At 66.5% G+C, this 26,934-nt stretch carries 24 protein-coding genes and 1 pseudogene; 22 read left to right on the forward strand and 3 right to left on the reverse strand.

Annotation, left to right across the window (positions count from 1 at the left end):
* Positions 1-485: 485 nt before the first annotated feature.
* Positions 486-804: pseudogene (locus tag ACFB49_RS22295) on the reverse strand (GIY-YIG nuclease family protein).
* Between the two features lie 306 nt (positions 805-1,110).
* Positions 1,111-3,297, reverse strand: a complete 2,187-nt coding sequence (gene purL, locus ACFB49_RS22300; protein WP_380873876.1) for a phosphoribosylformylglycinamidine synthase subunit PurL — start codon at positions 3,295-3,297, stop codon at positions 1,111-1,113.
* 136 nt (positions 3,298-3,433) lie between these two features.
* Here purL and ACFB49_RS22305 point away from each other — a divergent pair, with 136 nt between their 5' ends.
* Complete coding sequence (locus ACFB49_RS22305; RefSeq protein ID WP_380873878.1) at positions 3,434-3,889, forward strand: VOC family protein; 456 nt, start codon at positions 3,434-3,436, stop codon at positions 3,887-3,889.
* A 69-nt stretch (positions 3,890-3,958) separates the two neighbouring features.
* Here ACFB49_RS22305 and ACFB49_RS22310 read toward each other — a convergent pair whose 3' ends face one another.
* Positions 3,959-4,345: a hypothetical protein gene (locus tag ACFB49_RS22310; RefSeq protein WP_380873879.1), complete on the reverse strand. Its 387-nt coding sequence runs from the start codon at positions 4,343-4,345 to the stop codon at positions 3,959-3,961.
* Between the two features lie 301 nt (positions 4,346-4,646).
* Here ACFB49_RS22310 and ACFB49_RS22315 point away from each other — a divergent pair, with 301 nt between their 5' ends.
* The 21 genes from ACFB49_RS22315 (at position 4,647) to ftsZ (ending at position 26,854) form a co-directional block, all read left to right on the forward strand.
* A complete protein-coding gene (locus ACFB49_RS22315) occupies positions 4,647-5,261 on the forward strand; it encodes a PEPxxWA-CTERM sorting domain-containing protein (protein ID WP_380873880.1) in 615 nt (204 codons plus the stop codon).
* Positions 5,262-5,366: 105 nt separating this feature from the next.
* Positions 5,367-6,365: a cysteine synthase A gene (locus ACFB49_RS22320; RefSeq protein ID WP_380873882.1), complete on the forward strand. Its 999-nt coding sequence runs from the start codon at positions 5,367-5,369 to the stop codon at positions 6,363-6,365.
* An 85-nt stretch (positions 6,366-6,450) separates the two neighbouring features.
* Positions 6,451-6,732: a hypothetical protein gene (locus tag ACFB49_RS22325; protein WP_380873884.1), complete on the forward strand. Its 282-nt coding sequence runs from the start codon at positions 6,451-6,453 to the stop codon at positions 6,730-6,732.
* Complete coding sequence (locus ACFB49_RS22330) at positions 6,698-8,089, forward strand: hypothetical protein (RefSeq protein WP_380873885.1); 1,392 nt, start codon at positions 6,698-6,700, stop codon at positions 8,087-8,089. The genes ACFB49_RS22325 and ACFB49_RS22330 overlap by 35 nt, the downstream gene beginning before the upstream one ends.
* A gap of 194 nt (positions 8,090-8,283) precedes the next feature.
* Entirely contained in the window at positions 8,284-8,808 is a 525-nt protein-coding gene (locus ACFB49_RS22335; RefSeq protein ID WP_380873887.1) for a division/cell wall cluster transcriptional repressor MraZ, read from the forward strand.
* Entirely contained in the window at positions 8,805-9,767 is a 963-nt protein-coding gene (rsmH, locus tag ACFB49_RS22340; RefSeq protein ID WP_380873888.1) for a 16S rRNA (cytosine(1402)-N(4))-methyltransferase RsmH, read from the forward strand. Before ACFB49_RS22335 ends, rsmH begins: the two co-directional genes overlap by 4 nt.
* Entirely contained in the window at positions 9,764-10,315 is a 552-nt protein-coding gene (locus tag ACFB49_RS22345; RefSeq protein ID WP_380873890.1) for a hypothetical protein, read from the forward strand. Before rsmH ends, ACFB49_RS22345 begins: the two co-directional genes overlap by 4 nt.
* A gap of 50 nt (positions 10,316-10,365) precedes the next feature.
* Positions 10,366-12,012: a peptidoglycan D,D-transpeptidase FtsI family protein gene (locus ACFB49_RS22350; protein WP_380880082.1), complete on the forward strand. Its 1,647-nt coding sequence runs from the start codon at positions 10,366-10,368 to the stop codon at positions 12,010-12,012.
* 4 nt (positions 12,013-12,016) lie between these two features.
* Positions 12,017-13,432 carry a UDP-N-acetylmuramoyl-L-alanyl-D-glutamate--2,6-diaminopimelate ligase gene (locus ACFB49_RS22355; protein WP_380873892.1) on the forward strand — a complete coding sequence of 472 codons (1,416 nt, stop codon included), beginning with the start codon at positions 12,017-12,019 and terminating at the stop codon, positions 13,430-13,432.
* Positions 13,433-13,467: 35 nt separating this feature from the next.
* Entirely contained in the window at positions 13,468-14,868 is a 1,401-nt protein-coding gene (gene murF / locus ACFB49_RS22360; protein ID WP_380873894.1) for a UDP-N-acetylmuramoyl-tripeptide--D-alanyl-D-alanine ligase, read from the forward strand.
* Entirely contained in the window at positions 14,856-15,926 is a 1,071-nt protein-coding gene (gene mraY, locus ACFB49_RS22365) for a phospho-N-acetylmuramoyl-pentapeptide-transferase (RefSeq protein WP_380873895.1), read from the forward strand. The genes murF and mraY overlap by 13 nt, the downstream gene beginning before the upstream one ends.
* A complete protein-coding gene (murD, locus tag ACFB49_RS22370; RefSeq protein WP_380873896.1) occupies positions 15,923-17,215 on the forward strand; it encodes a UDP-N-acetylmuramoyl-L-alanine--D-glutamate ligase in 1,293 nt (430 codons plus the stop codon). The genes mraY and murD overlap by 4 nt, the downstream gene beginning before the upstream one ends.
* Positions 17,212-18,396, forward strand: coding sequence for a putative peptidoglycan glycosyltransferase FtsW (locus tag ACFB49_RS22375; RefSeq protein WP_380873898.1), 1,185 nt, complete (start codon positions 17,212-17,214; stop codon positions 18,394-18,396). The genes murD and ACFB49_RS22375 overlap by 4 nt, the downstream gene beginning before the upstream one ends.
* 10 nt (positions 18,397-18,406) lie before the next feature.
* On the forward strand, positions 18,407-19,576 hold the full coding sequence (gene murG / locus ACFB49_RS22380) for an undecaprenyldiphospho-muramoylpentapeptide beta-N-acetylglucosaminyltransferase (RefSeq protein WP_380873900.1): 1,170 nt from the start codon (positions 18,407-18,409) through the stop codon (positions 19,574-19,576).
* Positions 19,573-20,988, forward strand: a complete 1,416-nt coding sequence (murC, locus tag ACFB49_RS22385) for a UDP-N-acetylmuramate--L-alanine ligase (protein ID WP_380873902.1) — start codon at positions 19,573-19,575, stop codon at positions 20,986-20,988. The genes murG and murC overlap by 4 nt, the downstream gene beginning before the upstream one ends.
* Positions 20,988-21,179 (forward strand): hypothetical protein, encoded by a 192-nt coding sequence (locus ACFB49_RS22390; RefSeq protein WP_380873904.1) that lies wholly within the window; start codon positions 20,988-20,990, stop codon positions 21,177-21,179. The genes murC and ACFB49_RS22390 overlap by 1 nt, the downstream gene beginning before the upstream one ends.
* 29 nt (positions 21,180-21,208) lie before the next feature.
* On the forward strand, positions 21,209-22,105 hold the full coding sequence (murB, locus tag ACFB49_RS22395) for a UDP-N-acetylmuramate dehydrogenase (protein ID WP_380880084.1): 897 nt from the start codon (positions 21,209-21,211) through the stop codon (positions 22,103-22,105).
* Positions 22,102-23,025: a D-alanine--D-alanine ligase gene (locus ACFB49_RS22400; RefSeq protein WP_380873905.1), complete on the forward strand. Its 924-nt coding sequence runs from the start codon at positions 22,102-22,104 to the stop codon at positions 23,023-23,025. The genes murB and ACFB49_RS22400 overlap by 4 nt, the downstream gene beginning before the upstream one ends.
* On the forward strand, positions 23,022-24,005 hold the full coding sequence (locus tag ACFB49_RS22405; protein ID WP_380873906.1) for a cell division protein FtsQ/DivIB: 984 nt from the start codon (positions 23,022-23,024) through the stop codon (positions 24,003-24,005). Before ACFB49_RS22400 ends, ACFB49_RS22405 begins: the two co-directional genes overlap by 4 nt.
* A gap of 30 nt (positions 24,006-24,035) precedes the next feature.
* The gene (gene ftsA, locus ACFB49_RS22410) at positions 24,036-25,301 is read left to right on the forward strand and encodes a cell division protein FtsA (protein ID WP_380873908.1); all 1,266 of its coding nucleotides are present in this window, start codon (positions 24,036-24,038) and stop codon (positions 25,299-25,301) included.
* Between the two features lie 119 nt (positions 25,302-25,420).
* Positions 25,421-26,854 carry a cell division protein FtsZ gene (gene ftsZ, locus ACFB49_RS22415; RefSeq protein WP_380873910.1) on the forward strand — a complete coding sequence of 478 codons (1,434 nt, stop codon included), beginning with the start codon at positions 25,421-25,423 and terminating at the stop codon, positions 26,852-26,854.
* The last annotated feature ends 80 nt before the right edge of the window (positions 26,855-26,934 follow it).

Here is a 26,934-nt window from a genome sequence, read left to right on the forward strand (position 1 = left end):
GGTTCGCGGCCGTCGATGCAAAGTCAATCGCGTCGCGAGCCGCGGCGGCGAAGTTGAGGAAGTTGAGGGCTCAGGGCGTATTTGCCATGCTTTTTCTGCCAACTGCGCCCACGAAGCGACAGCGGGGATACACTGACGCGCCGCCAACGCGACACCAGCGCGCCAGGGGCGCGACACTTGCGCGCCAAGGGCGCGACACGTTCGCCTCCCCCATGCATCACTGGCGTTCCAGCCAGGCGACGAAGCAGGGCGGGCGGTGATCTTCAGATGGCGTGGGGCGTGCTGTTTCATCGGTCAGGATAGAACAGAAAAAGTCCTACATTGAAAGCCTTGGGCCGATGGGGCGACCGGTAGAGGCGCGGGCATATTGGGATCTGAACGAACGGCAGGTTTGGGGATATGTCGATCAACGCCCGATAGGCGGGAATGTCGGGGGGAGGGGATATCCGCTCTTCGTCACCCCGGACTTGTTCCGGGGTCCACCGTCACGCGGGCGACGCGGCCAGAGGTTCCAACCCGAACGCTACAGCCAGATCATTCCATGAGGGGTTGTCCCGTTCGATCAGGTTCCGTTTCCAGTCCCGCCGCCAGCGCTTGATCTGCTTCTCGCGCAGGATCGCGGCTTCCATTGAGCCGGCATATTCCCAATAAACGAGCGTCTTGATGCCATATCGCTTCGTGAAGCCGTCGAACACGCCTTCGATGCTGGACGATGCGGCGAAGAAGATCGGAGGTGACGCCGACATAAAGCGTTCCGTTCAGGCCGCTGATGAGAATGTAGACGCAAGGCTGGCGCTCGATCATCAAAGGCGATGTTTGCTGCACAGTGGACCCCGGAACAAGTCCGGGGTGACGAAGGAGGGGGCGTGTCCTGCAATGGCCCCTTTGTCGGCGTGTCCCGACAGTCAGTAATTGGGTGGATTCGGGGGTGCGCGGGTACTGAGCGAAACCGCGAGATTGTAGATGCGATGCCGGCGCTCGAGCGTCTGTGGCAGTGTGCGCGGCAGGGTGGACCCCGGAACACGTCCGGGGTGACGAACGAATAATCCGTTGACGGTCCTCGGCGTCGCCCCCATCGTGCCGAGGCGACGCCAGTCCGCAATAGTTCGTTCAGGCGAGCGCCGCGTCTGCGCCCATCAGCTTCGGGAAGAAGCCTTCGTGGGCGGTGCGCAGATCGTCCAGCGTGATGCCGGCGACGCTGCTGCCGCCGGTGGTGCCGATCCGCTTCACCGGCACGCCGGCCGCGACGATCGCGTCGGGGTTGGCGGTGGTGACGATATAGACGCCCTGATCTTCGCCGAAGGCGGCCGCAGCGCTGTCGATGCCGTCGAGCGTCGCGCCGATCCTGCCGGCGAGCGCCATTTCCGCGACCGCGACCAGCAGGCCGCCGTCCGAAATGTCGTGGACCGCCGAAACCTTGCCGCTGGCGATCAGCTTGCGGACGAAATCGCCTGCCGCCTTTTCCTTGGCGAGATCGACCGGGGGCGGGGTGCCGTCCTCACGACCATGGACTTCGCGCAGCCAGACCGACTGGCCGAGATGGCCGGCGGTCGAGCCGATCAGCAGGATCGCCTCGCCCTCAGCCTTGAAGGCGATCGTGGCCGACTTGGACCAGTCGGAAAGCAGGCCGATCGCGCCGATTGCGGGGGTGGGCAGGATCGCCGAGCCACCGCCGGTCGCCTTGCTTTCGTTGTAGAGCGAGACATTGCCCGAGACGATCGGGAAGGCCAGTGCGCGGCAGGCTTCGCCCATGCCGTCGAGGCAGCCGGTGAACTGCGCCATGATTTCCGGCCGCTGCGGGTTGGCGAAGTTGAGGCAGTTGGTGACGGCGAGCGGGAGCGAACCCACCGCCGAAAGGTTGCGATAGCATTCGGCGATCGCCTGCTTGCCGCCTTCATAGGGATCGGCATAGCAGTAGCGCGGCGTGCAATCGGTCGAGATCGCGATGCCCTTGCTGGTGCCGTGGACGCGCACCACCGCGGCGTCGCCGCCGGGGCGCTGCACTGTGTCGGCGCCGACCATGTGGTCATATTGCTCCCAGATCCAGCGGCGCGAGGCGATGTCGGGCGACGCTATCAAGGTCAGCAGATCGGCGCCGAGATCGGAGGATGCCGGCACGTCGCCGAGCGGCGCGATCTTCGCCCAGGCCTGATAATCCTCGCGGCTGAGCGCCGGGCGATCGTAGAGCGGGGCTTCGTCGGCCAGTGGTGCCAGCGGAATGTCGCAGACGGTTTCGCCATTGTGGACGAGGACCATGCGGCCAGTGTCGGTGACTTCGCCGATCACCGCGAAATCCAGTTCCCACTTCTTGAAGATCGCCTCGGCGAAGGCTTCCTTGCCGGGCTTCAGCACCATGAGCATCCGCTCCTGGCTTTCCGACAGCATCATCTCATAGGCCGTCATGCCCTCTTCGCGCTGGGGCACCTTGTTCATGTCGAGCAGCAGGCCGACGCCGCCCTTGGACGCCATTTCGACCGAGGAGGAGGTGAGGCCGGCGGCGCCCATATCCTGGATCGCGACGATCGCGTCGGACGCCATCAGTTCCAGGCAGGCCTCGATCAGCAGCTTTTCGGTGAAGGGGTCGCCAACCTGCACGGTCGGGCGCTTCTCGTCCGCATCCTCGCCGAAATCCGCGCTCGCCATCGTGGCGCCGTGGATGCCGTCGCGGCCGGTCTTGGAGCCGACATAGACGATCGGATTGCCGACGCCCGAAGCCGCCGAATAGAAGATCTTGTTGGTTTCGGCCACGCCCACCGTCATCGCGTTGACGAGTATGTTGCCGTCATAGGCGCGGTGAAAATTGACCTCGCCACCCACGGTGGGCACGCCGACGCAATTGCCATAGCCGCCGATGCCGTGGACGACGCCCGCGATCAGGTGGCGCATCTTGGGATGATCCGGCCGGCCGAAGCGCAGCGCGTTCATGTTGGCGATCGGGCGCGCGCCCATGGTGAACACGTCGCGCAGGATGCCGCCGACGCCGGTCGCCGCGCCCTGATAAGGTTCGATGTAGGACGGGTGGTTGTGGCTCTCCATCTTGAAGATGGCGGCCTGGCCGTCGCCGATGTCGACGACGCCGGCATTCTCGCCGGGGCCGCAGATTACCCAGGGCGCCTCGGTCGGCAGCTTCTTCAGGTGGATGCGGCTCGACTTGTAGGAGCAGTGCTCCGACCACATCACCGAGAAGATGCCGAGCTCCGTCAGATTGGGCTCGCGGCCGAGCGCGTGGAGGACGCGCTCATATTCTTCGGGGGACAGGCCGTGTTCGGCGACGATCTGGGGGGTGATAGCGCTCATGCGCGCGCCCTCTAGAGCAAATCGCGCGCGGTTTGAACCACCCGTCGCCGGAATCACGCAGGACGGTCGATTCAGATTCGACTCCGCGACGGAATCGTGTTTATGTTCGCTTTATGTTCCGATACGGGAGGTAATCATGGTGAGTCCGATTCCCGAGGGGTATCACAGCGTCACGCCCTATCTGATGATCGACGGCGCGGCCGCTGCGCTGGAATTCTACAAGAATGCGTTCGGCGCGACCGAGATCCTGCGGTTTCCGCATGGCGACCGGATCGGCCATGCCGAGATCAAGATCGGCGATTCGTTCGTGATGCTGTCCGACGAATATCCCGAGATGGATTATCGTGGGCCGAAGACGCGCGGCGGCACCACGGTGGGCCTGATGATCTATGTGCCCGATGTCGATGCGGCGTTCGATCGGGCGATCACGGCCGGCGGCACGGTGCAGCGGCCGGTTGCCGACCAATTCTATGGCGACCGGACGGGAACCCTGGTCGATCCCTTCGGCCATCAATGGACGCTGGCCACCCATGTCGAGGATGTCTCGATCGAGGAATGTGAGCGGAGAATGGCGGCGATGGAATCGGCCTGAGTTGAAACCGGAATGAAAAAGGGCCGGCGGATCGCTCCGCCGGCCCCGTTGGTGATCAGATGGGGTGGATCAGGCCTTGCAGCTCTGGCTGCCCTTGCCGGGCTGCTCGAGCGTGACGGTCGTGCCGTCGCCGGTGAGCTTGTAGCCGGCCGCGACGAAGGGCTCGCCCTTGGTCGGGGCGGTGAGGCGGGTGGCCGGGCCGGTCTTCTCGGCACGCACGTCAGCAGAGGTGCCGTCGGCGAAGAAGTCGATATAGGCGAGGCTGTTGTCCTTGCAGCGATAGGTGCGGCTGGCGGTCAGCGCCGGCGGCAGCGTCACGGGCGGCGCCGCGGCAACATTCGCCGCATCCGGATCGGCCGGGCCGCCGGAGACGGTTTCGGGTTCCGAATTGCAGGCTGCAAGGGACATGAGGGCCGCCAGCGAGACGGCCGCGAGGGTCAAGGGGGTTTTTTGCATGGCGGGCTCGATTCTCGCCGCAGCGCAGCGTTCCGTCAAGTCGGAGTTTTGTTGCAGATGCGTCGGATCGTTGCACTATCCGGGCGCATGGACGCGGATGCCCGGCCGGATCGCGTAGAAAAGCCCCGATAGAGGCGGCTTCGAGCACCTTGCGCGCCGACGGGGCGGGGATTGTCGGCCGGCGTCATGACGTCATGCCATCAACGAGTCATATCCCCGCAAAAAAAGTCCCATGCTCAATGGCTAAGCGCCGGTCACGGCGGGCGGCATCCATCGCCCGGCGATTCCGGAAGGATCCTTCATGACCCGCGCCTTTTTGCTCGCGGCGGCTGCGTCCGTCGCTGCGGTTGCGCCGGCCTCGGCCGCGACCATTGCCCCGATCGGTGTCACCGCGTCGAGCACGCTGTGGACCTATGACGTCCAGAATCTGATCAACGGCAGCGGCCTTTCGGGCGGCCTGCACGATGGCGACTATAACCATGCCTGGATCACCGACACGACCGGCGTGCCATCCTGGCTCGTCTTCGATCTCGGCGCCTCCTACGATCTCTCGGCGGCTTCGATCTGGCAGTATAATGTCGATTTCGGCCTCGACCGGGGTGCGAAGGATATCACCGTCTCGCTGTCGTCGGATGGCGTGAACTGGGCGCAGGTGGCGGCGAGCACGCTTGCCCGGGCAACCGGCCAGCCGGCCGCGGCGCAGAGTGTCTCGCTCGACGGCGCCGCGCGTTACGTCCGGCTCGACCTCCTCAACAATTATGGCGACCAGTGGACCTGGACCGGCCTGTCGGAAGTCCGCTTCGACGGCACTGCCGCGCCGGTGCCCGAGCCCGCGACCTGGGCGATGATGATCGGCGGTTTCGGCCTGGTCGGCGGTGCGATGCGGCGCCAGCGCGTCCGCGTGGCCTTCGCCTGAAGGCGTTCGGGGCGGGTTCTGTCGGCCCGCCCCGAAGTTGCTCTGTTGGCCTTGCTAGAGAAGCCTGCTTGCCGCCTTGGTAAAGGCTCGGCTATCTCCGCGGCCATGGCCATCGCCCCCCTCACGCCGAACGCGCTCGCACTGATCGGCAACACGCCCCTCGTCCGGCTGAAAGGCCCCAGCGCCGAAACCGGCTGCGAGATCCTCGCCAAATGCGAATTCATGAACCCCGGCGGATCGGTGAAGGACCGCGCGGCGCTGTTCATCGTCGAGGATGCCGAGGAGCAGGGCCAGTTGACGCCCGGCGGCGTGATCGTCGAAGGGACGGCCGGCAATACCGGCATCGGCCTGGCGCTGGTCGGCAATGCCAAGGGCTATCGCACGATCATCGTGATGCCCGAGACGCAGAGCCAGGAGAAGAAGGACACGTTGCGGGCGCTCGGCGCCGAGCTCGTCCTCGTCCCCGCGGCGCCTTATTCCTCCTCCGCGCATTTCGTCCACACCTCGCGCCGGATCGCTGAGGAGACCGAGAATGCGCTGTGGGCGAACCAGTTCGACAATATCGCCAACCGCATGGCGCATATCCGCACCACCGCGGCGGAGATCTGGGAGCAGACCGGCGGCAAGATCGACGGCTTCACCTGCGCGGTCGGCACCGGCGGCACGCTGGCCGGCGTCGGCCTGGGCCTGAAGGAGCGTCGCGAGGATATCGTGATCGCGTTGAGCGACCCGCATGGCGCGGCGCTCTACAGCTTTTATGAGACGGGCGAATTGAAGTCCGAAGGCACTTCGGTCGCCGAAGGCATCGGCCAGGGGCGGATCACCGCCAATCTGGAAGGTGCGCCGGTCGACACGCAGTTCCGCATCTCCGACGCGGAGGGGCTGGAACAGGTCCATCGGCTGCTGATGGAGGAGGGGCTGTGCGTCGGCCTTTCATCGGGGATTAATGTGGCAGGTGCTATTGCGCTGGCGCGCAGGATGGGGCCGGGCCACACCATTGTGACCATCCTTTGCGACTCTGGATTTCGTTATCTTTCAACGCTTTTCAATCCAGACTGGTTGGCGGAAAAAGGCCTGGTGACGCCGCCCTGGCTGGTGCGATAAGCTGTTCGACAAGCGCGATTGGCTGAGTTAGGCTTTCGACAAAGTGATTTGCGTTCGCCTCAATTCCAGTCGTGGAAGGGAATGAATGCAGCGGGTTCGCATTGGTTTGACCGGTCTTGCCGGGGTTTTCGTGCTCGTATTGGTTGCCGCCGCCATCTTCGGCGTCGTGAGCAAGGAGCCGAAGGTCGTGACGGACGAGACCGGGAATGTGGTGATCCAGGAAACGGTCAACACGCTCGCGGACGCCGGCCCGCCGAAGGAGCCGCTGGCCGAGCTGGGCGTCGCCCCCGGCGCCGCGCCGGAGGCCGACCCGGCCGTGGATGCCGCTGACAATGTCGTCCCCCCGACGGTCCCCGCCCAAGACTGACCCCATTTCCCGTCCTGACCTGATCGCGGCGGCCGGCCTTGCGCTGGCGGAAGTCGCGACGGGCCTGTTGTTGCTCGTCCTCGGCGAGCATGGCCGTGCCGATCTCGCGCCCTTCGTCGCGGTGCGGCCCTGGCTTCTCCTTATCCTGATGGTGGCGCTGGCGCGGTGGGATGCCCGTGCCCGCCTGACCGCGGCGGTTTGCGGGCTGATCGCGGCGAGCCTTGACGAATGGGCCTGGCTCGGTTGGCATGGTGGCGGTGAGTTGGGGCCGGTCTTGCGCGCGCTCGCCGCTGGCCTGGCGCTGGTCGCGTTGGGCGAGGTGTTGATCCGGCTCGCCGGGTGGATCGGCGGCGGCTGGTCGCGCTTGCTGGCCGGCCTGCTGGGTGCAGGGCTGTTATTATGGCCCGGACTGTTGCCCGCCCTGGATCGGATGGCGCTGGGGCCGGCCGAGTCGCCCGCCAGAAAGGAGCGACCGCCCCTCGCCTTGTTGAGCGGATTGCCGCTGGCGTGGAGCGAAGCTGGCGTTGCCGGAACCTTCGATGCTCGGCCGCCGGCGATCATGGCGCTCCTGGCCCGCAACTATAGGGTGCAGCCGATCGCCGCGGGCGAGAGCGACTTGCCGAAACCCGGCGGCGGGCTGCTGCTGGTGGCGCAGCCGCGCATCGGCCCTTCGGGGCTGGTCGCACTGGATAGCTGGGTGCGCGCCGGCGGACGGGCGCTGATCCTGACCGATCCCGATCTGCGCTGGCCGACGCGGCTGCCGCCGGACGACCCCGGCCATCCGCCCGACGCGACGCCGTTGGCGCCGCTGCTGGCGCATTGGGGCGTCGCCCTTGCGCGCGATACCGGGGAACCGCTGGCGATCCGCACGGTGGGGCAAAGCGGCGTGGAGCATCATGTCCGCCTGGGCGCACCCGGCACATTGTCGTCCGACAGGTGCGCCGTCCGCGGCGACGGCCTGGTCGCCGACTGCCGGATCGGCAACGGCCGGGCGCTGATCCTGGCCGATGCCGATCTGCTGCTCGATGATCTGTGGGTGGGAGTGGGATTGAATGGCACCGGTCGATTCCGCCGCACCGCCGACAATGGCCCCTTCCTGATCACCCTGCTGGACGATCTGCGCGGCAAAACGGCCGCGCAACCCGGAGATCGCGTGCTGTGGATCGACTCGGGCGGCCCGGATTCGGGCTGGTTGATCGCGCTCGCACCGGGTTTTGCGCTGCTGCTGCTGGCCTTTGCCCGCAGAAGGCGTGGCATGAACGCAGCACTTGTCACGGATTCCTCACAAACTTATCCACAGGCAGCCAACAGGCACAAAGGAGGAACAATGGCGGATTTCCGTCATGATGATCGGTAGAGCGACCCAAATCTCCCACTGAAATCCACAGGATTCCCATCCAGTGGTATTGAAAACCATATGATCCCCTGATACCCCGTTGTTTCTCCGGGGCGCGGGGGAGATTCCATCTTTTCGGAAACCTGCGCCGTGGGAGACGCGACGGCGTGTGCGGGGAATTGGTCCTTGGCTCCGTCGCAACGGGGTCTTGGGACGTGGAAATCAGGGACTTTTTCCACGGTAGTGCTCTCAACGCGGTCGACGCGAAGGGCCGAGTCTCGCTCCCCGCACCTTTCCGCACGGTCATCGATCGCCGCACGCATCGCGCCCTGATGCCCGGCGAATTCCCGTCGCCCGAAAAGTTCATCCTGCTCGGCGAACATGAGCGCCTGCCCTGCCTGCAGGCGTTCGACCCCGCTTATTCGCCGGAATTGCACGCTTATGTCGGCGATCGCGTCGACAATCGCGACGACGGCATGGATCGCATGTCGGCCATGGATTTCGAGCAGATGGACGTGTTCGGCGCCTATCTGCAGGCGAATTACGACGATGCCGGCCGCATGGTGCTGTCGCCGATGTTCCGCGCCATTGCCGAGATCGATGGCCTGGCCTTCTTCCTCGGCGCGGGCGCGACCTTCCAGATCTGGAACCCCTACAAGTTCCTCGAGCATTGCCAGGACAAGCCCCGTGTCACGCGCGCGCTCGAATTCATGCTGAAGGAAAAGGGGGCCAAGGCATGACCCCCGATCCCCGCCATGATCCTGTGCTGCTGAACGAAGTCGTCGCCGGACTTGCCCCCGCCCCGGGCGAGACGCATGTCGACGGCACGTTCGGCGCGGGCGGATATACCAAGGCGCTGCTCGCCGCCGGCGCGCGCGTCTTTGCCTTCGATCGCGATCCTGACGCGATTCGTGAAGGTCAGCCGCTGGTCGCCGCCAATGACGGCCGGCTGCACCTGATCGCTGAGCGCTTTTCCCGCATGGGGGAAGCCTTGGCGGAGCACGGGGTCGGCCCGGTCGACGGCGTGACGCTGGATATCGGCGTCTCGTCCATGCAACTCGACCGGGCCGAACGCGGCTTTTCCTTCCAGGCGGACGGCCCGCTCGACATGCGCATGGAGCAGGACGGCGAAAGCGCTGCCGACTTCGTCAACCATGCCGATGAATCGACCATCGCCGACGTGCTGTTCGCGCTGGGCGAGGAGCCGCGCGCGCGTCGCGTCGCCCGTGCGATCGTCGCCGCCCGGCCGATCACGCGCACCGCCGAACTGGCCGAAATCGTCCGTCGCGCGCTTGGCCACAAGCCGCACGAGAAGAAGGACCCGGCGACCCGCACCTTCCAGGCGATCCGCATCCACCTCAATCGCGAGTTGGAAGAACTGGAGGACGGCCTTGCCGCGGCCGAACGCGTGCTCGCGCCCGGTGGCCGGCTGGCCATCGTCTCCTTCCACTCGCTGGAGGATCGCATCGTCAAGCGCTTCCTGCGGGAGCGTTCGGGCTCGATGCCCGCCGGATCGCGCCACCGCCCGGATGCCGGTGCCGCGGGGCCCGCGCCGAGCTTCGAGGCGGTCGCCAAGCCGGTTCGCGCCGGTGAGGCCGAGCTTGCCCGTAATCCCCGTGCCCGTTCCGCCACGCTGCGCGTCGCCCGTCGTACCGCCGCGCAGCCCTGGCCAGTTTCGTACAAAGGAGCATCGTCATGATTGCCGCCGCGCGTTTCCGTTCAGTCCTGTGGGTTGCCGCAGCTTCGACGGCAGGCCTCGGCTGCTATCTCGTGACCCAGGGTGTCGCCGCCGAACGGGCCGAACTGTCGCGCACGGAACGCGCGATCCTGGCCAATCGCGTCGCCATCCGCGATCTTGAGACCGAACTTGGCGCCCGCGGCAGCATGGCGCAGATGGAGCGCTGGAACGCGCAGGTGCTCGCGCTCAAGGCGCCCGAAGCGAAGCAATATCTGAACGGTAATGTCCAGCTTGCCAGCCTCGGCCAGCCGCAAATGCCGGCGATGGAGGCCAAGCTTGTGCAGGTCGCCGCGGCCAAGCCGGTCGCGCCGCCCACGCCTGCCGCCCCTGATGCGGTCGGCGATGGCGAGCCCTTGCTGCGCCACGCCACCTATATGAAGCCGGCGCCAGATCGCGTCGCCGATCTGGAGCGGAAGGTTTCTGCCCGGAGCGGTTCGCTGCTCGATGCCGATGCCGTCGCCGAACTCGGCCGGATCGCCCGGACCGAGCAGAGCGCCGCCGCCCAGTGACGGCGGTCGCCGCCTCTCCCAACAGAATCCGTATCGCCGATCAGCGCGAAATGGGCGTTGCTGTCGCCCATTTGCGGCTGATGGTGGTGATGCTGGCCTTTGCCTTCGTCACCCTGCTGATCGTCCTCAAGCTGATCTGGATGGCGGTGTTTGCCGAGCCGGCCGGCGGCGGCGGCAATGGCAATGCGCTCGTCCCGCTGCGCGCGGACATTGTCGATCGCAACGGCATGCCGCTGGCGCGGACCTTCGATGCCTGGTCGATCGCCGTCCATCCTGAAAAGATCCTGGGCGATCGCAAGGCGCTGGCGATCCAGCTGGCCGAGCTGATGCCTGAACGCAGCGCCGCGCAGTATCTGGCGATCCTCAATTCGGGCAAGCGCTTCATCTATCTGCGCCGCCGCGCGCTGCCAGAGCTGGTGCGCGCGGTGAACGCGATCGGCGAGCCGGGCATCGCGCTCGGCCGTGAGCCGGAGCGACTCTATCCGCAGGGTCCGCTCGCCGCCCATGTCATCGGCTTTACCGATCTCGACGGCGCCGGCGCCGCGGGGCTGGAGCGCGAATATGATAAGCAGCTGATCGATCCGACGATGCGCAGCCGGCCGCTGCAGCTTTCGATCGATGCGCGTGTCCAGCAGGCGCTGGAATCGCAGCTTGGGGAGGCGATGGCGCATTTCAGCGCGATCGGCGCCGCGGGCATCATCATGGACGTCCACACCAGCGAAGTTCTGGCGCTGACATCTTTGCCCGAGATGAACCCCAACGCGCCGGGTAAATCCTCGCCCGAAGCCGGTTTCAACCGGGCGACCTTGGGCGTCTATGAACTGGGATCGACCTTCAAGCCCTTCACCGTCGCGATGGCGATGGATGCGGGCATCATCACCAGCTTCGGCAAGATGTATGATTGCCCCAAGGGGCTGAAGGCCGGCCGCTTCACGATCACCGATACCCATCCGTTCGGCCGGCGTTGCAGCGTCGCCGAGATCATGAAGGAATCGTCCAACATCGGCACCGCGCAGATCGCGGCCGAGGTGGGGGCGGAGCGGCAGCGCGCTTTCCTGAAGCGGATGGGCTTCCTGGAACCGGTGTCGATCGAACTGGGCGAGCGCGGCCGCACGCTTTCGCCGGGCGCCAACTGGGGCGAGATCGCGACTATGACGGTGGGCTATGGCCACGGCATCGCGGTGACGCCGCTTCATCTCGCCACCGGCTATGCCACTTTGTTCAACGGCGGCGTCTGGCGCCCGGCAACCCTGATGAAGACGGGGCCGCGCCATCCCGTGCCGGCCGGCCGCCGCGTGTTCACCGAACAGACGTCGGATCAGATGCGCGCGCTGCTGCGGCTCGTCGTCACCAATGGCACCGGCAAGAACGCCAATGCGATCGGCTATCGCGTCGGCGGCAAGACGGGCACGGCTGAAAAGATCGTCTCGGGCCGCTATACCGGTGGCGCCGTCGTCACCACCTTCGCCGGCGTGTTCCCGATGGACGCGCCGCGCTATGTGGTGGTGGTGATGCTGGACGAGCCGAAGGCGACCAAGGAAACCTATGGCTTCCACACCGCGGGCTGGAACGTCGCCCCGGTGGTGAAGCAGGTGGTGGGCCGGATCGGCCCGCTGCTGGGCGTGGCTCCTGACGAGGGGCGGGATGTGGATCTGACGAACGTGCTTCAGTACGTCCGTCCCGAAAAGGGCAAGTAGGAATATGCGACTTGGCGCGTTGACCGGGACTGACGGCGGCCCGGCCGTGACCGGGTTTGCGATCGACCACCGCAAGGTCGCCCCCGGCACGGTGTTCGGGGCGTTCACCGGCACGCGCTTCAATGGCGAGGACTTCATCCCGGCCGCGATTGCCGCCGGTGCTGTCGCCGTGGTCGCGCGACCCGAGGCGACGGTGGACGGCGCGGTCCATATCGCCGATGCCGAACCGCGGCGCGCCTTTGCCCGCCTCGCCGCCAAATTCTTCGCGCCCTTCCCGGAAACCGTGGTCGCCGTCACCGGCACCAACGGCAAGACATCGACGGTCGAGCTTACCCGCCAGCTCTGGCGCGCGGCCGGCCATCATGCCGCGTCCATCGGCACGCTGGGGGTCACCACGGCGGAGGATCAGGTTTCGACCGGCCTCACCACGCCCGATGTCGCGACCTTCCTGTCCAATGTGGCGGGGCTGCGGCGCGAGGGCGTGACCCATGTCGCGTTCGAGGCGTCGAGCCACGGCCTGTCGCAGTTCCGTACCGAAGGGCTGCCGGTGCAGGCCGCCGCCTTCACCAATCTCAGCCGCGATCATCTCGATTATCACGAGACGATGGAGGCCTATCTCGAGGCCAAGCTCCGCCTGTTCACCGAGGTCGTCGACCATGACGGCACCGCGGTGGTGTGGGCGGACGATATCGCGTCGGCCCGCGTCATCGAACTGGCCCGCGAGCGCGGCCTCAAGATCATCGACGTCGGCGTCAAGGGCGAGGCGATCCGGCTGGTCGAGCGCACGCCGACCCATCTCGGACAGACGCTGGTGCTGGAGATCGAGGGCACGCGGCACATGGTCAAGCTGCCGCTGATCGGCGCCTATCAGGCGGCCAATGCGCTGACGGCGCTTGGTCTGGCCTTGGCCACGGGCGGCGAGCTGGCGACGACGCTATCCAACCTGGCCCGGCTTCAGCCGGTTCGCGGGCGGCTCGAACGCGCGGTCATCACCCGCGCCGGCGCGCCGGTCTATGTCGATTATGCCCATACGCCCGACGGGCTGGAGGCGGCGATCCAGGCGCTCAAGCCCCATGCCAAGGGGCGACTGATCACCGTGTTCGGCGCCGGCGGCGACCGGGATACCGGCAAGCGCCCGCAAATGGGCGAAGTGGCGGTCAGATTGTCCGACCAGGTGATCGTGACCGATGACAATCCCCGCAGCGAAGATCCGTCGGCGATCCGGCGCGACGTGCTGGCGGGGGCGGCGGGCGCGATCGAGATTGGCGGCCGCCGGGAAGCCATCGCCGCCGCCATCGCCGCGGCGGGCGCGGACGATATCGTTCTGATCGCGGGCAAGGGGCACGAACAGGGCCAGATCGTGGGAGACCTTGTGCTCCCCTTCGACGACGTGACGGTCGCGCGGGAGTGCGCGGCATGACCGGCGCCGCTTTATCCCGTCCCCAGGAGGCAAGCATGCGACCGCTCTGGACCGCCTTCGAGATTGCGGCGGCGGTCGAAGGCGAGGTGTTCGGCGATTTCTCCGCCAACGGCGTCGCTTTCGATTCCCGTGAGGTAGGGCCGGGCGACCTGTTCGTAGCGATGAAGGGCGAGGCGACCGACGGCCACCGCTTCGTCGACAAGGCGTTCGCGGCGGGGGCTGCGGGCGCGATCGTCAGCCAGCCGGTCGAAGGGCCGCATGTGCTGGTGCAGGACACCACTGCCGCGCTCGACGCACTCGGCCGGGCAAGCCGGTTGCGGACCGCCGCGCGCATCATCGGCGTTACCGGATCGGTGGGCAAGACGGGCACGAAGGAAGCCTTGTTTGCCGCCTTCGATCGCGCGGTGCCCGGCGCAGCGCACCGCTCGCTCAAAAGCTACAACAACCATGTCGGCGTGCCGCTCAGCCTGGCGCGGATGCCGGCCGCCACCCGTTATGGTGTGTTCGAAATGGGGATGAGTGCCGCGGGCGAACTGGCGCAGCTCACCCGCATGGTCCGCCCGCACGTCGCTTTGGTCACGGCGATCGCGCCAGCGCACAGCGCTTTCTTCGCGGGCGAGGAAGCCATCGCCGACGCCAAGGGCGAGATCTTTCAGGGGCTCGAACCCGGCGGCACAGCGATCATCCCCTATGACAGCCCGCACCGCGAGCGGCTGATTGCCGCGGCCCGGCCTTTTGCCGACCGCATCTGGACCTTCGGGCGGGGCGAGGGCGCCGACATCCGGGCGCGCGAAGCGCTGCGGGGGCCGCGCGGCACGCTGATCGCGGCCGTGCTGCCTGGCGCGGAGCTCACCTTCACGCTGGCGCCTCCGGGTGAGCATTGGGTGTCGAACGCGATGGCGGTGCTGGCGGCTGTCCACGCCGTCGACGGCGATCTGGGTGCGACGGGGCTTGCGCTTGCCGACATGGCCGGGCTGGCAGGGCGGGGACGCCGTGTCATGGCCGCCGTGCCGGGCGGCGAGGCGCTGGTGGTCGACGAAAGCTACAACGCCAATCCCGCGTCGATGGCGGCGACGATTTCGCTGCTGGGCGAAGAACAGGCCAATCGCCGCATCGTCGTGCTCGGCGACATGCGCGAACTGGGTGAGAAGTCGCCACTTTATCATGCCGGCCTGGCCCAGCCGCTGCTGCGGGCCGGCGTCGATTTCGCTCTGCTGGTCGGCCCAGAGATGGCCGCGCTCGCAAATGAGCTTGAGGGCCGGATCGATTTCGCGCATGTGCCCGACGCCGCCGCTGCCCTCGAACGCCTTGTAGACGTCATCGAAGCCGGCGATGCGGTGCTGATTAAAGGGTCCAACGCCATCGGGCTCGCCCGCCTCGTCGAGCATCTCGGCTCTGGGGCGGTCGCGGCCGGGAATTTGCCATGCTCTACCTGATCGCCGATCAGCTCGGATTTCCGGGCGTTCTCAACCTCATCCGTTATCTGACGTTCCGCGCGGGCGCGGCGGCGATCACGGCGCTCGTCATCGGCCTGATCATCGGGCCGAAGTTCATCGGCTGGCTGCGCATCCGCCAGGGCAAGGGACAGCCGATTCGCTCGGACGGCCCGCAGACCCACCTTGCCAAGGTCGGCACGCCGACCATGGGCGGGCTGATGATCCTGACCGCGATCGCGATCTCGATGCTGCTGTGGATGGACCTCGGCAACCGCTATGTCTGGGCCTGCATCTTCGTGACGCTTGGCTTCGGCGCGATCGGCTTCCTCGACGATTATGACAAGGTGAAGAAGCGCAGCCACAAGGGCGTTTCGGGCAAGGTGCGGCTGCTGGCGGAATTCGCCATCGCCGGCATTGCGAGCTGGCTGATCGTATCGGGCAACGGCACCGAGCTTTACGTGCCCTTCTATAACGGCCCGGTGATCGACCTTGGACCCTTCTATGTGCTGTTCGCCGCCTTCGTGATCGTCGGCGCGGGCAATGCCGTGAACCTGACGGACGGGCTGGACGGCCTTGCCACCATGCCGGTGATCATCGCCAGTCTGGCTTTCTTCGTCATCGCCTACATGGTCGGCAACGTGAAGTTCGCGACCTATCTCGGCATCCCGCACGTTCCGGGTGCGGGCGACCTGATCATCCTGACCGCCTGCATCATCGGCGCGGGACTCGCCTTCCTATGGTTCAATGCGCCCCCCGCGGCCGTATTCATGGGCGATACCGGCAGCCTCGCACTCGGCGGCGCGCTCGGCGCGCTGGCGGTCGTCACCCACCATGAAATCGTGCTTGCCATCGTCGGCGGGCTGTTCGTGCTGGAGGCCGTATCCGTCATAATCCAGGTTTATTATTACAAGCGCACCGGCAAGCGGGTGTTCCGAATGGCGCCGATCCACCACCATTTCGAACAATTGGGCTGGTCGGAGCCGACCGTCGTCATCCGTTTCTGGATCATTTCCTTCGTGCTGGCGCTCGCCGGCCTTGCCACGTTGAAGCTCAGATGATCACTAGTTCCGTCTTTTCGGGCAAGAAATACGCCGTCCTCGGCCTCGCGCGTTCGGGGCTGGCGACGGTCGACGCGCTGCTGGCGAGCGGCGCCGACGTGGTCGCGTGGGACGAGAAGGAAGAGGCCCGCGCCAAGGTGGAGGGCCGCGCGACCCTGGCCGATCCGCTGGCGATCGACCTCAAGGGTTTTGACGGTGTGATCGTGTCGCCGGGCGTGCCGATCATCCGCCACCCGATCCGCGCCAAGGCCACCGAGGCCGGCGTTCCGCTGATAGGCGATATCGAACTGTTTGCGCTCGCCCGGCGGACCCTGCCGCCGCATCGCGTGGTCGGCATCACCGGCACCAACGGCAAGTCGACGACGACGGCGCTCGTCACCCACATCCTCGAAACGGCAGGCGTGCCGACCTTGATGGGCGGCAATATCGGCCTGCCGATCCTAAGCCGTGATCCGCTGCCGGCGGGTGGCGTCTATGTGCTCGAACTGTCGAGCTACCAGATCGATCTGACCTACAACCTCGCCTGCGATGTCGCGGTGCTGCTCAACGTCTCGCCCGATCATCTCGATCGCTATCCCGATTTCGAAGGCTATGCCGCGTCCAAGACCCGGCTGTTCGGGATGCAGAACATCAGCGGCTACGCCGTGATCGGCGTGGATGACGAGGTGAGCACGGCGATTGCGGACATGGTCGACCGGCTCGGCCGCGGCCAGCTGCGCCGGTTCAGCCGCCGGCAGGTGGGCGATCAGAGCAACTGGCCGTCGCTGCAGGGGCCGCACAACGCGCAGAATGTCGTGGCCGCCGCGAACGTGGCCCATCTGCTCGGCGTGCCCGGCGATAAGATCGACCAGGGCGTCGCTTCCTATCCCGGCCTGCCGCACCGCATGGAGCGGGTGGGCGAGAAGAACGGTGTGCTGTTCGTCAACGACAGCAAGGCCACCAACGCCATGTCCACCGCGCCCGCGCTTGCAGCCTATCCGAAGATCCACTGGATCCTCGGCGGCCTGCCCAAGAGCGACGAGCTGAATGATTGCGCGCCTTATTATGATCATGTCGCCGCCGGCTACACGATCGGCGAGGCGGGGCAGATGTTCGCGCGCATCCTGCGCGATGCCGGCAAGCCGGTGACGGAAAGCGGCACGCTGGAGCAGGCGGTGAAGGACGCGGCCGCTGCCGCCAAGCCGGGCGAGGTCGTCATGCTCTCGCCCGCCTGCGCCTCCTTCGATCAGTTCCGCGATTTCGAGGCGCGGGGCGATGCCTTCCGCGCGGCCGTGGAGGCGCTGGGATGACGGGATCGACGGTCTATCGCCAGAAACCCTCGCAGGTGGTGCGGCTCGGCCGCGCCGACCGGAGCTGGTACGCGACCTGGTTCTGGGAAATCGACCGTGTCCTCTTGCTGCTGGTGGCGATGCTCGTCGGCATCGGCCTGATCGCCGTCGCCGCCGCCTCGCCGTCCGCGGCGGCTAAGGATGGCGTGCCGGCGCTCCATTATTTCTGGCGGCAGATCCTCTGGGCCGGGCTCGGCGTGCCGCTGATGATCGCGGTGTCGATGCTGCCGCAGGGCCTGGCGAAGCGGATCTCGATCGGCGCCGCGACCTTTTTCACAGTGATGCTGGCGCTGGTGCCTTTGGTCGGCACCGAGGTGAATGGTGCGGTGCGCTGGCTAGGTGTCGATCCCTTCCGCTTCCAGCCGTCCGAGTTCCTCAAGCCCTTCTTCGTCGTCGCGGTGGCGTGGATGCTGTCGCTGCGCGCGCAGGATCGCAACCTGCCGGTCGTGCCGCTCACCGGTCTGCTCGTCGCGATCATCGCAGCCTTGTTGATGAAGCAGCCCGATTTCGGCCAGACCGTGATCTTCTGCGCCGTATGGGCAGCCTTGCTGGTCATCTCGGGCGTGCAGATGCGCTTCCTGATGATGCTGGGCGGCGCCGGCATCGGCCTGCTCGCCTTGATGTTCACCTTCTACGCGAACGGCCGCGACCGCGTGATCGAGTTCCTGACCGGCACCGGCGATACCTATCATGTCGATGTCGGCTATGCGACGATCACCAACGGCGGCCTTGTCGGCCTGGGGCCGGGCGGCGGCATCCAGAAGTTCCGCCTGCCCGAAGCGCATAACGACTATATCTTTTCCGTGATCGGGGAGGAGTTTGGCCTGATCTCCTGCATCGTCATCGCCATCATCTATCTGGCGATCATGGTCCGCGTGTTCCTGAAGCTGCTCGACGAGGAGGATCAGTTCATCATCCTCGCGGCTTCCGGCCTCGCCATCCAGTTCGGGCTGCAGGCCGTGATCAACATGGCGGTCAACGTCCAGCTCGTGCCGTCCAAGGGCATGACCTTGCCCTTCATCAGCTATGGCGGTTCGTCGCTGCTCGCGGTGTCGATGGGCTTCGGGCTGCTGCTTGCATTCACCAAACGCAATCCGTTCCTCAAGCGGTCGCCCTATGTGGTGACGTGGAGCGGAAAATGAGATTTCTCGCATGAGCGTTACCCGCCACTTCGTCCTCGCCGCCGGCGGCACCGGCGGCCATATGATTCCGGCGCATGCGCTGGCGTCGGAACTGATGCGCCGCGGCCATCGCGTGGCGCTCGTCACCGACGATCGCGGCGCCAAGATCCCCGGCCTGTTCCAGGGCGTGCAGACCCATGTGCTGCCGGCCGGCCGCGTTTCCGGCGGGCCGATCGGCTGGATGCGCGCCGGCCGCTCGATCATGGCCGGGCGCGATATGGCGCGGCGGCTTTATGATGCGTTCGAGCCGTCTGCCGTCGTCGGCTTCGGCGGCTATCCGGCGCTGCCGTCGATGCTGGCGGCGTTCAAGGACAAGATCCCGACCGCTATCCATGAACAGAATGCCGTGCTCGGCCGGGTCAACCGGCTGCTCGCGCGCAAGGTGGACGCGATCGCGACGGCTTACCCCCATGTCGAGCGGCTGGCGCCGCGCCATGAGATCAAGACTCATCTGGTCGGCAATCCGGTGCGCGACGAGGTTCGGAGCTTACGCGACCAGCCCTTCCCGCCGCTGACCGAGGATGGCGTGTTTCGCGTGCTCGTCACCGGCGGCAGCCAGGGCGCGAGCGTGCTTTCGCAGGTAGTGCCCGAGGGGCTGGGCCTCTTGCCGCTCAATTTCCGCCGCCGTATCCAGGTGACGCAGCAGTGCCGGCCTGAAGATATCGAGGATGTCCGCGCGAAATATGCGGCGCTCGGCATTCCCGCCGATCTCGCCACCTATCTGCCCGACATGCCCGATCGGCTCGCCTGGTCGCACCTGGTGATCGCGCGCGCCGGTGCGTCGACGATCGCGGAGCTTACGGTCGCGGGGCGGCCCGCCATCCTCATTCCGCTGCCGTCGGCGACCGACGATCACCAGACCGCCAATGCGCGCGAACTCCATGAAGCGGGCGGCGCGCGGGCGATCAACCAGCGTAATTTCACGGCGGTCGAGCTCGCCAAGCAGATGCAGAAGCTGGCATTGGAGCCCGGTTCGCTCCAGAATGCCGCCAAGCGTGCATGGGCCTGCGGCCGTCCGGATGCGGCGGAAGCATTGGCCGACCTGGTCGAAAGCCTGGGTCGCACGCCGATCATGGATCCATTGCCGGTGAAGCCGGCCGAAGTATCGCCGTCTGCGGGCGGCCGGGAGGCATTTGCGTGAAGGGCGTCGCCAAGGATATCGGCACCATCCATTTCATCGGCATCGGCGGGATCGGCATGTCCGGCATCGCCGAGGTGATGCACAATCTTGGCTACAAGGTGCAGGGATCGGACGTGGCCGAAGGCTATGTCGTCGAAGGCTTGCGCAAGCGCGGCATCCCCGTCGCGATCGGCCACAAGGCGGAAAATCTGGGTGACGCCGCGGTGGTCGTGACCTCGACCGCGATCAAACGTGGCAATCCGGAGGTTGAACTCGCCCTCGAACGGCGTGTCCCTGTCGTCCGCCGCGCCGAGATGCTGGCCGAACTGATGCGGCTGAAGTCCACCGTCGCGGTGGCCGGCACGCACGGCAAGACCACGACGACCTCGATGGTCGCGGCCTTGCTCGATGCCGGCGGCGTCGATCCGACCGTCATCAATGGCGGCATCATCAACAGCTACGGCTCGAACGCCCGCCTGGGTGCGTCGGACTGGATGGTGGTGGAGGCCGACGAGAGCGACGGCAGCTTCCTGCGCCTCGACGGCACGATCGCGGTCGTCACCAACATCGATCCCGAGCATCTCGACCATTATGGATCGTTCGATGCGGTAAAGGATGCTTTCGTCGAGTTCGTCGAGAATGTGCCCTTCTATGGCGCGGCTTTGCTCTGCCTCGACCACCCCGAAGTGCAAGCGATCATCCCGCGCGTGCGCGACCGCCGCGTCGTCACCTATGGCTTCTCGGCGCAGGCGGACGTTCGCGGCGTCAATGTGACGCCGATCCCCGGCGGCAACCGCTTCGAGACGATCGTTCGTGAGCGCGATGGCACCAGCCGTTCGATCGAGGGGATCGAGCTGCCGATGCCCGGCCGCCACAATGTCCAGAACGCGCTTGCCGCGATCGGCGTGGCGCTCGAAATGGGCGTGCCCGATGACGTGATCCGCACCGGCTTCGCCAAGTTCGGCGGGGTCAAGCGGCGCTTCACCAAGGTGGGCGAGGTGGATGGCGTCACCGTCATCGACGATTATGGCCACCACCCCGTCGAGATCCGCGCCGTGCTTTCGGCCGCGCGCGAGGGCGCGCAGAACCGCGTGATTGCGGTCGTCCAGCCGCACCGCTTCACCCGCCTCCACGATCTGATGGATGAGTTCCAGTCGGCCTTCAACGACGCCGACATCGTCTATGTCGCGCCGGTCTATGCGGCCGGCGAGGCGCCGATCGAGGGCGTGGATGCGGCGGCGCTGGTCAAGGGTCTGAAGACCCGCGGCCACCGTGCCGCGCACGAGATTGCCGGCGCCGATGCGCTCGCGGCCGAAATGGCGAAGGTCGCCCAGCCCGATGACATGATCATCTGTCTGGGCGCGGGCGACATCACCAAATGGGCGGCGGGCCTCGCCGATGGCATCACCGCCGCGCGGAAGGTGCCCGCCTGATGGAGCCCTTCACCGCCTGGGTCGATTTTCAGGAGGAGATGCTGAAGCTTCAGCGCGCCCAGCTCGACGCGACGAAGCAGATGATCGACGCCGGGGCCGATGCGGTCGCGACGCAGAAGGCGGCTGCCCAGGCGACCGACGCCGGGATCAAGGCGTGGAAAAGCTGGTTCCACCTGTGGGGGATCAAGTGAACGCCGCGCAGGCATATTCTTCCGATCGGATGCCGACGGTGCGCGGCAAGCTGACGGCCGATGCGCCGCTGGCGCCGCTCGTCTGGTTCAAGAGCGGCGGCACGGCCGAATGGCTGTTTGAGCCGAAGGACGTGGACGATCTGGCGCACTTCCTGGCTGATCTCGATCCCGCAGTGCCGGTGATGGGCCTCGGCCTAGGCTCCAACATGATCGTCCGTGATGGCGGCGTGCCGGGCGTGGTCGTGCGACTGGGCAAGGCTTTCGCCAAGGTCGAGCAGGCGGATCGCACGACGCTCCGCTGTGGCGGCGGCGCGAGCGGCATCCTCGTCTCCTCCTCGGCGCGCGACGCCGGCATCGGCGGGGTCGAATTCCTGCGCTCGATCCCCGGCACGGTCGGCGGCTTCGTTCGCATGAACGGCGGCGCTTATGGCCGCGAGGTGAAGGACGTGCTGGTCGAATGCGACGTCGTCCTGCGCTCGGGCGAGCGCAAGACGTTGGCGCTCGCCGATCTCGGCTACACCTATCGCCATTCGGAACTGCCCGAAGGGGCGATCGTCGTCAGCGCCACCTTCCGCGGGCATGAGGCGGACCCGGCGATCATCCAGGCCGAGATGGACCGCATCTCGGCTGAGCGCGAGGCATCGCAGCCGCTGCGTTCCAAGACGGGCGGATCGACCTTCAAGAACCCGCCGGGCCACAAGGCCTGGGCGCTGGTCGACGCGGCCGGCTGTCGCGGCCTCAAGCGCGGCGACGCACAGGTTTCGGAAAAGCATTGCAACTTCCTCCTCAATCTCGGCAGCGCCAGCTCCGCCGACATCGAGGCGTTGGGCGAGGAGGTGCGGGACAAGGTGAAGGCGCACTCTGGCGTGACACTGGAATGGGAGATTCAGCGCGTGGGCCAAAGCGGTCAGGAGGAGCCAAAGTGAGTGTGAAGCCCCTCCATGTCGCGGTGCTGATGGGCGGCTGGTCCTCCGAGCGCGAGGTTTCGCTAACCTCCGGCGCCGGTGTTGCCGATGCGCTGGAATCGCTCGGCCACAAGGTCACGCGGATCGACATGGGCCGCGATGTTGCGCTGAAGCTCCATGAAGCGAAGCCGGACGTCGTGTTCAACGCGCTCCACGGCACGCCCGGCGAAGATGGCACCATCCAGGGCCTGCTCGACATCATGGGCCTCAAATATACCCATAGCGGCCTCGCCACCTCCGTGATCGCGATCGACAAGCAGCTTACGAAGAATGAGCTGGTGCCGCATGGCGTGCGGATGCCCGAGGGCGTGATCGTCGCGTCGGAGAGCCTCTATGCGGCCGACCCGATGCCGCGTCCGTTCGTGCTGAAGCCGGTCAATGAAGGTTCGTCCGTCGGCGTCGCGATCGTCATGGAGGATGGCAATTACGGCAAGCCGATCGCGCGCGACAGCGAAGGGCCGTGGAAGCATTTCGATCATCTCCTCGCCGAACCCTTCATCAAGGGGCGCGAACTGACGGTGGCGGTGCTGGGGGAAGAGGCGCTCGCGGTCACCGAGCTCTGCCCCAAGAGCGGCTTCTATGACTATGACGCCAAATATACCGACGGGATGACGGTTCACGTCTGCCCCGCCGAAATCCCCGCTGACATTGCCGCGGCTGCCAAGGCGATGGCGCTGAAGGCGCACCAGCTGCTCGGCTGCAAGGGAACGTCGCGATCGGATTTCCGCTGGGATGACGAACGTGGCGAGGCCGGTCTCTATCTGCTCGAAGTCAACACCCAGCCGGGGATGACGCCGTTGAGCCTCGTCCCCGAACAGGCGCGCCATCTGGGCATGAGCTATGCGGAGCTCGTCCAGCGGATCGTCGAGGAGGCGCTATGACGGCAGCGGCGGGGCGGGGCAACGATCGCGCGACCATTCGCCGCGGCACCCAGCCGCGCAAACGTGCCGCGCCCAAGGGCCGGGCGAAGAAGCCGGTCGTCAGGAAAAGCCTGCTCGCCACGCTGCCGCCGCCCGTGGCCGCGGTCGCCCGCCGTGCCGCCAATTATGCGCTGGTGGCCGCGCTGATCGGTGGCGTCGTCGCCGGCGTCATCGCGATGGGCCTGCCGCAGATGATCGGCATCGAGATCGGCGAAGGCATCGGCAAGGCCGGCTTCGCGGTCAAGAAGGTCGAGATCACCGGCATCGACCGGATGGACCGCGCCCCCGTGGAGGACGCCGCTTTCTCCGCGCAGGAACTGGCGATGCCGCTGGTCGATATCGGGGATATCCGCGGCAAGCTGCTCCAGCAGGGCTGGGTGAAGGATGCGCGCGTGTCGCGTCGCCTGCCCGATACCCTGGTGATCGACATCGTCGAGCGCGAGCCGGCGGCGATCTGGCAGCATCGCCAGCGCCTCCATCTGATCGACGCCGATGGCCGCGTGATCGAACAGCTCCGCTTGTCGGGATCGCCACTGCCCGATCTGCCGATCCTGATCGGCCCCAACGCCAATTATCAGGTCGCCGCGCTCGATCGGCTGCTGCAGGCATCACCGCAGTTGAAGCCGATGCTGGACGGCGCGAGCTGGGTGGGTGATCGCCGCTGGGACATCCGCTTCCGTTCGGGCGAGACCTTGTCGCTGCCCGAAGGCGAGGGGCAGGCGCGTGCGGCGCTGGCGGACTTCGCAGAACGCGACGGCAATATGCGGCTGCTGGGGCAGGGGATGTTGCGCTTCGACATGCGCAATCCGGGGCGGATCATCGTCCGCCCGGCGCCGAAGCCGACGACGGAACAGGCGGCGGCATCGGTGCGGCCTGCCGTCGAACGTGACGACAGCGCCGATCCGCCACCGGCGAAAGTGGCGGACGCACGGAGCATCTGAAGGGGCGAGTTTTTTGGGGGACATAGGTTTATGGCGCAGGCCCGCAGCGACAATCTGATCACCGCGCTGGACATCGGCTCGTCCAAGGTCTGCGCGTTGATCGCCGAAGTGCCCGACGGCGGCGGCGAAATCCAGGTGCTCGGCACCGGCCAGCGCGAGAGCAAGGGCGTGCGCCACGGCTATGTCGCCGACATGGAGCGCACCGAGGCCGCGATCCGCGAGGCGGTGGAGCAGGCCGAGCGCATCGCCCGCACCAATATCGAGGATGTGTGGGTCAGCTTCTCGGCCGGGGGGCTGGTGAGCAAGCTGGCGGCGGTCGAGGTCGATCTCGGCGGCCATCGCATCGAGCAGCAGGACATTGATGCGCTGCTGAACGCGGGTCGCAACGCCATCGACCCCGAAGGCCGCATGGTCCTCCACGCGCAGCCGACGCTCTACACGCTCGACGGCCTAAAGGGCACGCGCACGCCGCTCGGCCTCCATGCCGATCGCCTCGGCGTCGACATCCATGTCGTCGCGGCAGAGGCCTCGCCGGTCCGCAATGTCGATCTCTGCGTCCGCTCCGCGCATCTGGCAGTGAAGTCGATCGTCGCCTCGCCGATCGCGGCGGGCATGGCCTGTCTGTCGGAAGAAGAACGCGATCTCGGCGTGGCGCTGGTCGAGATGGGCGCGGGCGTCACCAACGTCTCGCTGTTCGCCGGCGGGATGCTGGTCGGCCTCGCCTCGCTGCCGATGGGGGCGGCGGACATCACCGACAACATCGCCTCGGCGCTCGGCACCCGTCGCTTCGACGCGGAGCGATTGAAGACCTTCTATGGATCGGCGATGACTAGCCCACGCGACAATCACGACATGATCGATGTCGTTCCGGTCGCCGGCGCGCAGGACGGCGCCGATCCCATGCGGATCACCCGCGCGCAGCTTATCGCCATCATCCGCCAGCAGCTCGAACGCTGGATGGGGGAGATCGGCTCGACCTTGAAGGCATTGGGCTTCAGCGGTCCGGTCAGCCGGCAGATCGTGCTGACCGGCGGCGGTGCGGAGATGAAGGGGATTGCGGATTATGCGCAAGGGTTGCTCGGCCAGTCGGTTCGCGTCGGCAAGCCGCGCGGGCTTGCGGGCCTGCCCGAAGCGCATAGCGGCCCGGCCTTCGCGACGCTCGCGGGGCTGATCCACTATGCGGCATCCGATCCGATCGACCTCAGAACGATCGTGCCGGGCGCCCAGACGGTCCATCGCGTGAGCGGTGGAAACGCGATCCAGCGCATGATTGCGGCTTTTCGGAACGGATATTGAGAAATTAACGGTCAAATAGACGCCAACATTAACTTTTCGCGTGCGTCGGCGAATCAGGTGATGCTAGATTCTTTATTCGGGGGGCGCGTCGATGCGCGCGGCAGAGCGGAGTTGAAGTTATGACGATCGAGTTCATGCGTCCGGAAGTTGATGAATTGCGGCCCCGCATCAGTGTGATCGGGGTGGGCGGCGCCGGGGGCAACGCCATCGCGAACATGATCACGTCCGACGTGCAGGGGGTCGATTTCATCGTCGCGAACACCGACGCGCAGGCGCTGAACGCCAGCGCCGCGGAACAGCGCATCCAGCTCGGCCTCAAGATCACGCAAGGGCTGGGTGCCGGCGCCCGCCCCGAAATCGGCCGCGCCGCTGCCGAGGAAGCGCTCGAGCATATCGAGGAAGCGCTGAACGGCGCGCATATGTGCTTCATCACCGCCGGCATGGGCGGCGGCACGGGCACCGGAGCCGCGCCGGTGATCGCCAAGCTCGCGCGTGACAAGGGCATCCTGACCGTCGGTGTCGTCACCAAGCCGTTCAGCTTCGAAGGCAATCGCCGCTCCAAGTCCGCCGATGCGGGCATCGAGGAGTTGCAGAAGCATGTCGACACGCTGATCGTCATCCCGAACCAGAACCTGTTCCTGGTCGCCAACCCGAACACGACCTTCAAGGACGCGTTCAAGATGGCGGACGAGGTGCTCCAGCAGGGCGTCCGCTCGATCACCGACCTGATGGTGATGCCGGGCCTCATCAACCTCGACTTCGCCGACGTCCGTTCGGTGATGGGCGAGATGGGCAAGGCGATGATGGGCACCGGCGAAGCCTCCGGCGACAACCGCGCGATCGAGGCCGCCGAAAAGGCGATCGCCAACCCGCTGCTCGACGGCGTTTCGATGAAGGGCGCCAAGGGTGTCATCATCTCGATCGTCGGTGGCGAGGACATGCGCCTGATGGAAGTCGACGAGGCTGCCAATCACATCAAGGAACTGGTGGACCCCGACGCGAACATCATTTGGGGTTCGGCGTTCAACAACGATCTGGAAGGCAAGATCCGCGTGTCGGTGGTCGCCACCGGCATCGAGGCGGAATCGGTCGCAGCGCCGGAACCGGCCAAGCTCTTCACCTTCCCGGCCGCCCGCAAGGAAGCGGCGCCCGCGGCCGCCCCGGTGCAGCCCGCACCCGTAGCGCCGCCCGTCGCCGAAGCGGCCGAGCCGGAAATCAAGCTCGAAGCGCCGGTGGTGGAAGAAGTCGACGCGCTCGATCTTTCGGCCAGCGACATCGTCGCGCCGCCGGCGGACGAACTGCTGCTCAGTGAAACGCTGACGCCGCCGGTGACGGGCAACCCGCTGCCGCCGCGCGCGGAAATCGGTGATGATGGCGCCACCCGCCCCTGGCTGACGCCGGCGCCCGAAACTGCCGCCGCGCCGAAAGCGCGCGAGGGCGCGACCCTGTTCGAGCGGATGTCGAACATCGCCCGCGGCGCCGCCAAGGCGCAGGTGGAGGATGACGCAGCGGCCGATGTGCCGCGCTTCCTGAACCGCCAGAACAACCAGTAAGCCAGGCTCGCTCCGGCTTTTCCGGCCCCGGCGATCGCCATCGAAAGGATGGTCGATCACCGGGGCCGGCCTGTTTCTGG

The sequence above is a fragment of the Sphingomonas sp. DBB INV C78 genome (genome assembly GCF_042693015.1).
Taxonomy (GTDB): Bacteria; Pseudomonadota; Alphaproteobacteria; order Sphingomonadales; family Sphingomonadaceae; genus Sphingomonas_E.

Excerpts from the sequence above, each read along its gene's own strand:
- ACFB49_RS22405 (WP_380873906.1), top strand. The coding sequence starts at position 23,022 with ATGACGGCAGCGGCGGGGCGGGGCAACGATCGCGCGACCATTCGCCGC.
- murG (WP_380873900.1), top strand. The coding sequence starts at position 18,407 with ATGAGCGTTACCCGCCACTTCGTCCTCGCCGCCGGCGGCACCGGCGGC.
- ACFB49_RS22350 (WP_380880082.1), top strand. The coding sequence starts at position 10,366 with ATGGGCGTTGCTGTCGCCCATTTGCGGCTGATGGTGGTGATGCTGGCC.
- ftsA (WP_380873908.1), top strand. The coding sequence starts at position 24,036 with ATGGCGCAGGCCCGCAGCGACAATCTGATCACCGCGCTGGACATCGGC.
- purL (WP_380873876.1), bottom strand. The coding sequence starts at position 3,297 with ATGAGCGCTATCACCCCCCAGATCGTCGCCGAACACGGCCTGTCCCCC.
- ACFB49_RS22305 (WP_380873878.1), top strand. The coding sequence starts at position 3,434 with ATGGTGAGTCCGATTCCCGAGGGGTATCACAGCGTCACGCCCTATCTG.
- ACFB49_RS22315 (WP_380873880.1), top strand. The coding sequence starts at position 4,647 with ATGACCCGCGCCTTTTTGCTCGCGGCGGCTGCGTCCGTCGCTGCGGTT.
- ACFB49_RS22310 (WP_380873879.1), bottom strand. The coding sequence starts at position 4,345 with ATGCAAAAAACCCCCTTGACCCTCGCGGCCGTCTCGCTGGCGGCCCTC.
- murF (WP_380873894.1), top strand. The coding sequence starts at position 13,468 with ATGCGACCGCTCTGGACCGCCTTCGAGATTGCGGCGGCGGTCGAAGGC.
- rsmH (WP_380873888.1), top strand. The coding sequence starts at position 8,805 with ATGACCCCCGATCCCCGCCATGATCCTGTGCTGCTGAACGAAGTCGTC.
- murD (WP_380873896.1), top strand. The coding sequence starts at position 15,923 with ATGATCACTAGTTCCGTCTTTTCGGGCAAGAAATACGCCGTCCTCGGC.
- ACFB49_RS22325 (WP_380873884.1), top strand. The coding sequence starts at position 6,451 with ATGCAGCGGGTTCGCATTGGTTTGACCGGTCTTGCCGGGGTTTTCGTG.
- ACFB49_RS22330 (WP_380873885.1), top strand. The coding sequence starts at position 6,698 with ATGTCGTCCCCCCGACGGTCCCCGCCCAAGACTGACCCCATTTCCCGT.
- ACFB49_RS22390 (WP_380873904.1), top strand. The coding sequence starts at position 20,988 with ATGGAGCCCTTCACCGCCTGGGTCGATTTTCAGGAGGAGATGCTGAAG.
- mraY (WP_380873895.1), top strand. The coding sequence starts at position 14,856 with ATGCTCTACCTGATCGCCGATCAGCTCGGATTTCCGGGCGTTCTCAAC.
- murB (WP_380880084.1), top strand. The coding sequence starts at position 21,209 with ATGCCGACGGTGCGCGGCAAGCTGACGGCCGATGCGCCGCTGGCGCCG.
- ACFB49_RS22320 (WP_380873882.1), top strand. The coding sequence starts at position 5,367 with ATGGCCATCGCCCCCCTCACGCCGAACGCGCTCGCACTGATCGGCAAC.
- ftsZ (WP_380873910.1), top strand. The coding sequence starts at position 25,421 with ATGACGATCGAGTTCATGCGTCCGGAAGTTGATGAATTGCGGCCCCGC.
- ACFB49_RS22355 (WP_380873892.1), top strand. The coding sequence starts at position 12,017 with ATGCGACTTGGCGCGTTGACCGGGACTGACGGCGGCCCGGCCGTGACC.
- ACFB49_RS22375 (WP_380873898.1), top strand. The coding sequence starts at position 17,212 with ATGACGGGATCGACGGTCTATCGCCAGAAACCCTCGCAGGTGGTGCGG.
- ACFB49_RS22345 (WP_380873890.1), top strand. The coding sequence starts at position 9,764 with ATGATTGCCGCCGCGCGTTTCCGTTCAGTCCTGTGGGTTGCCGCAGCT.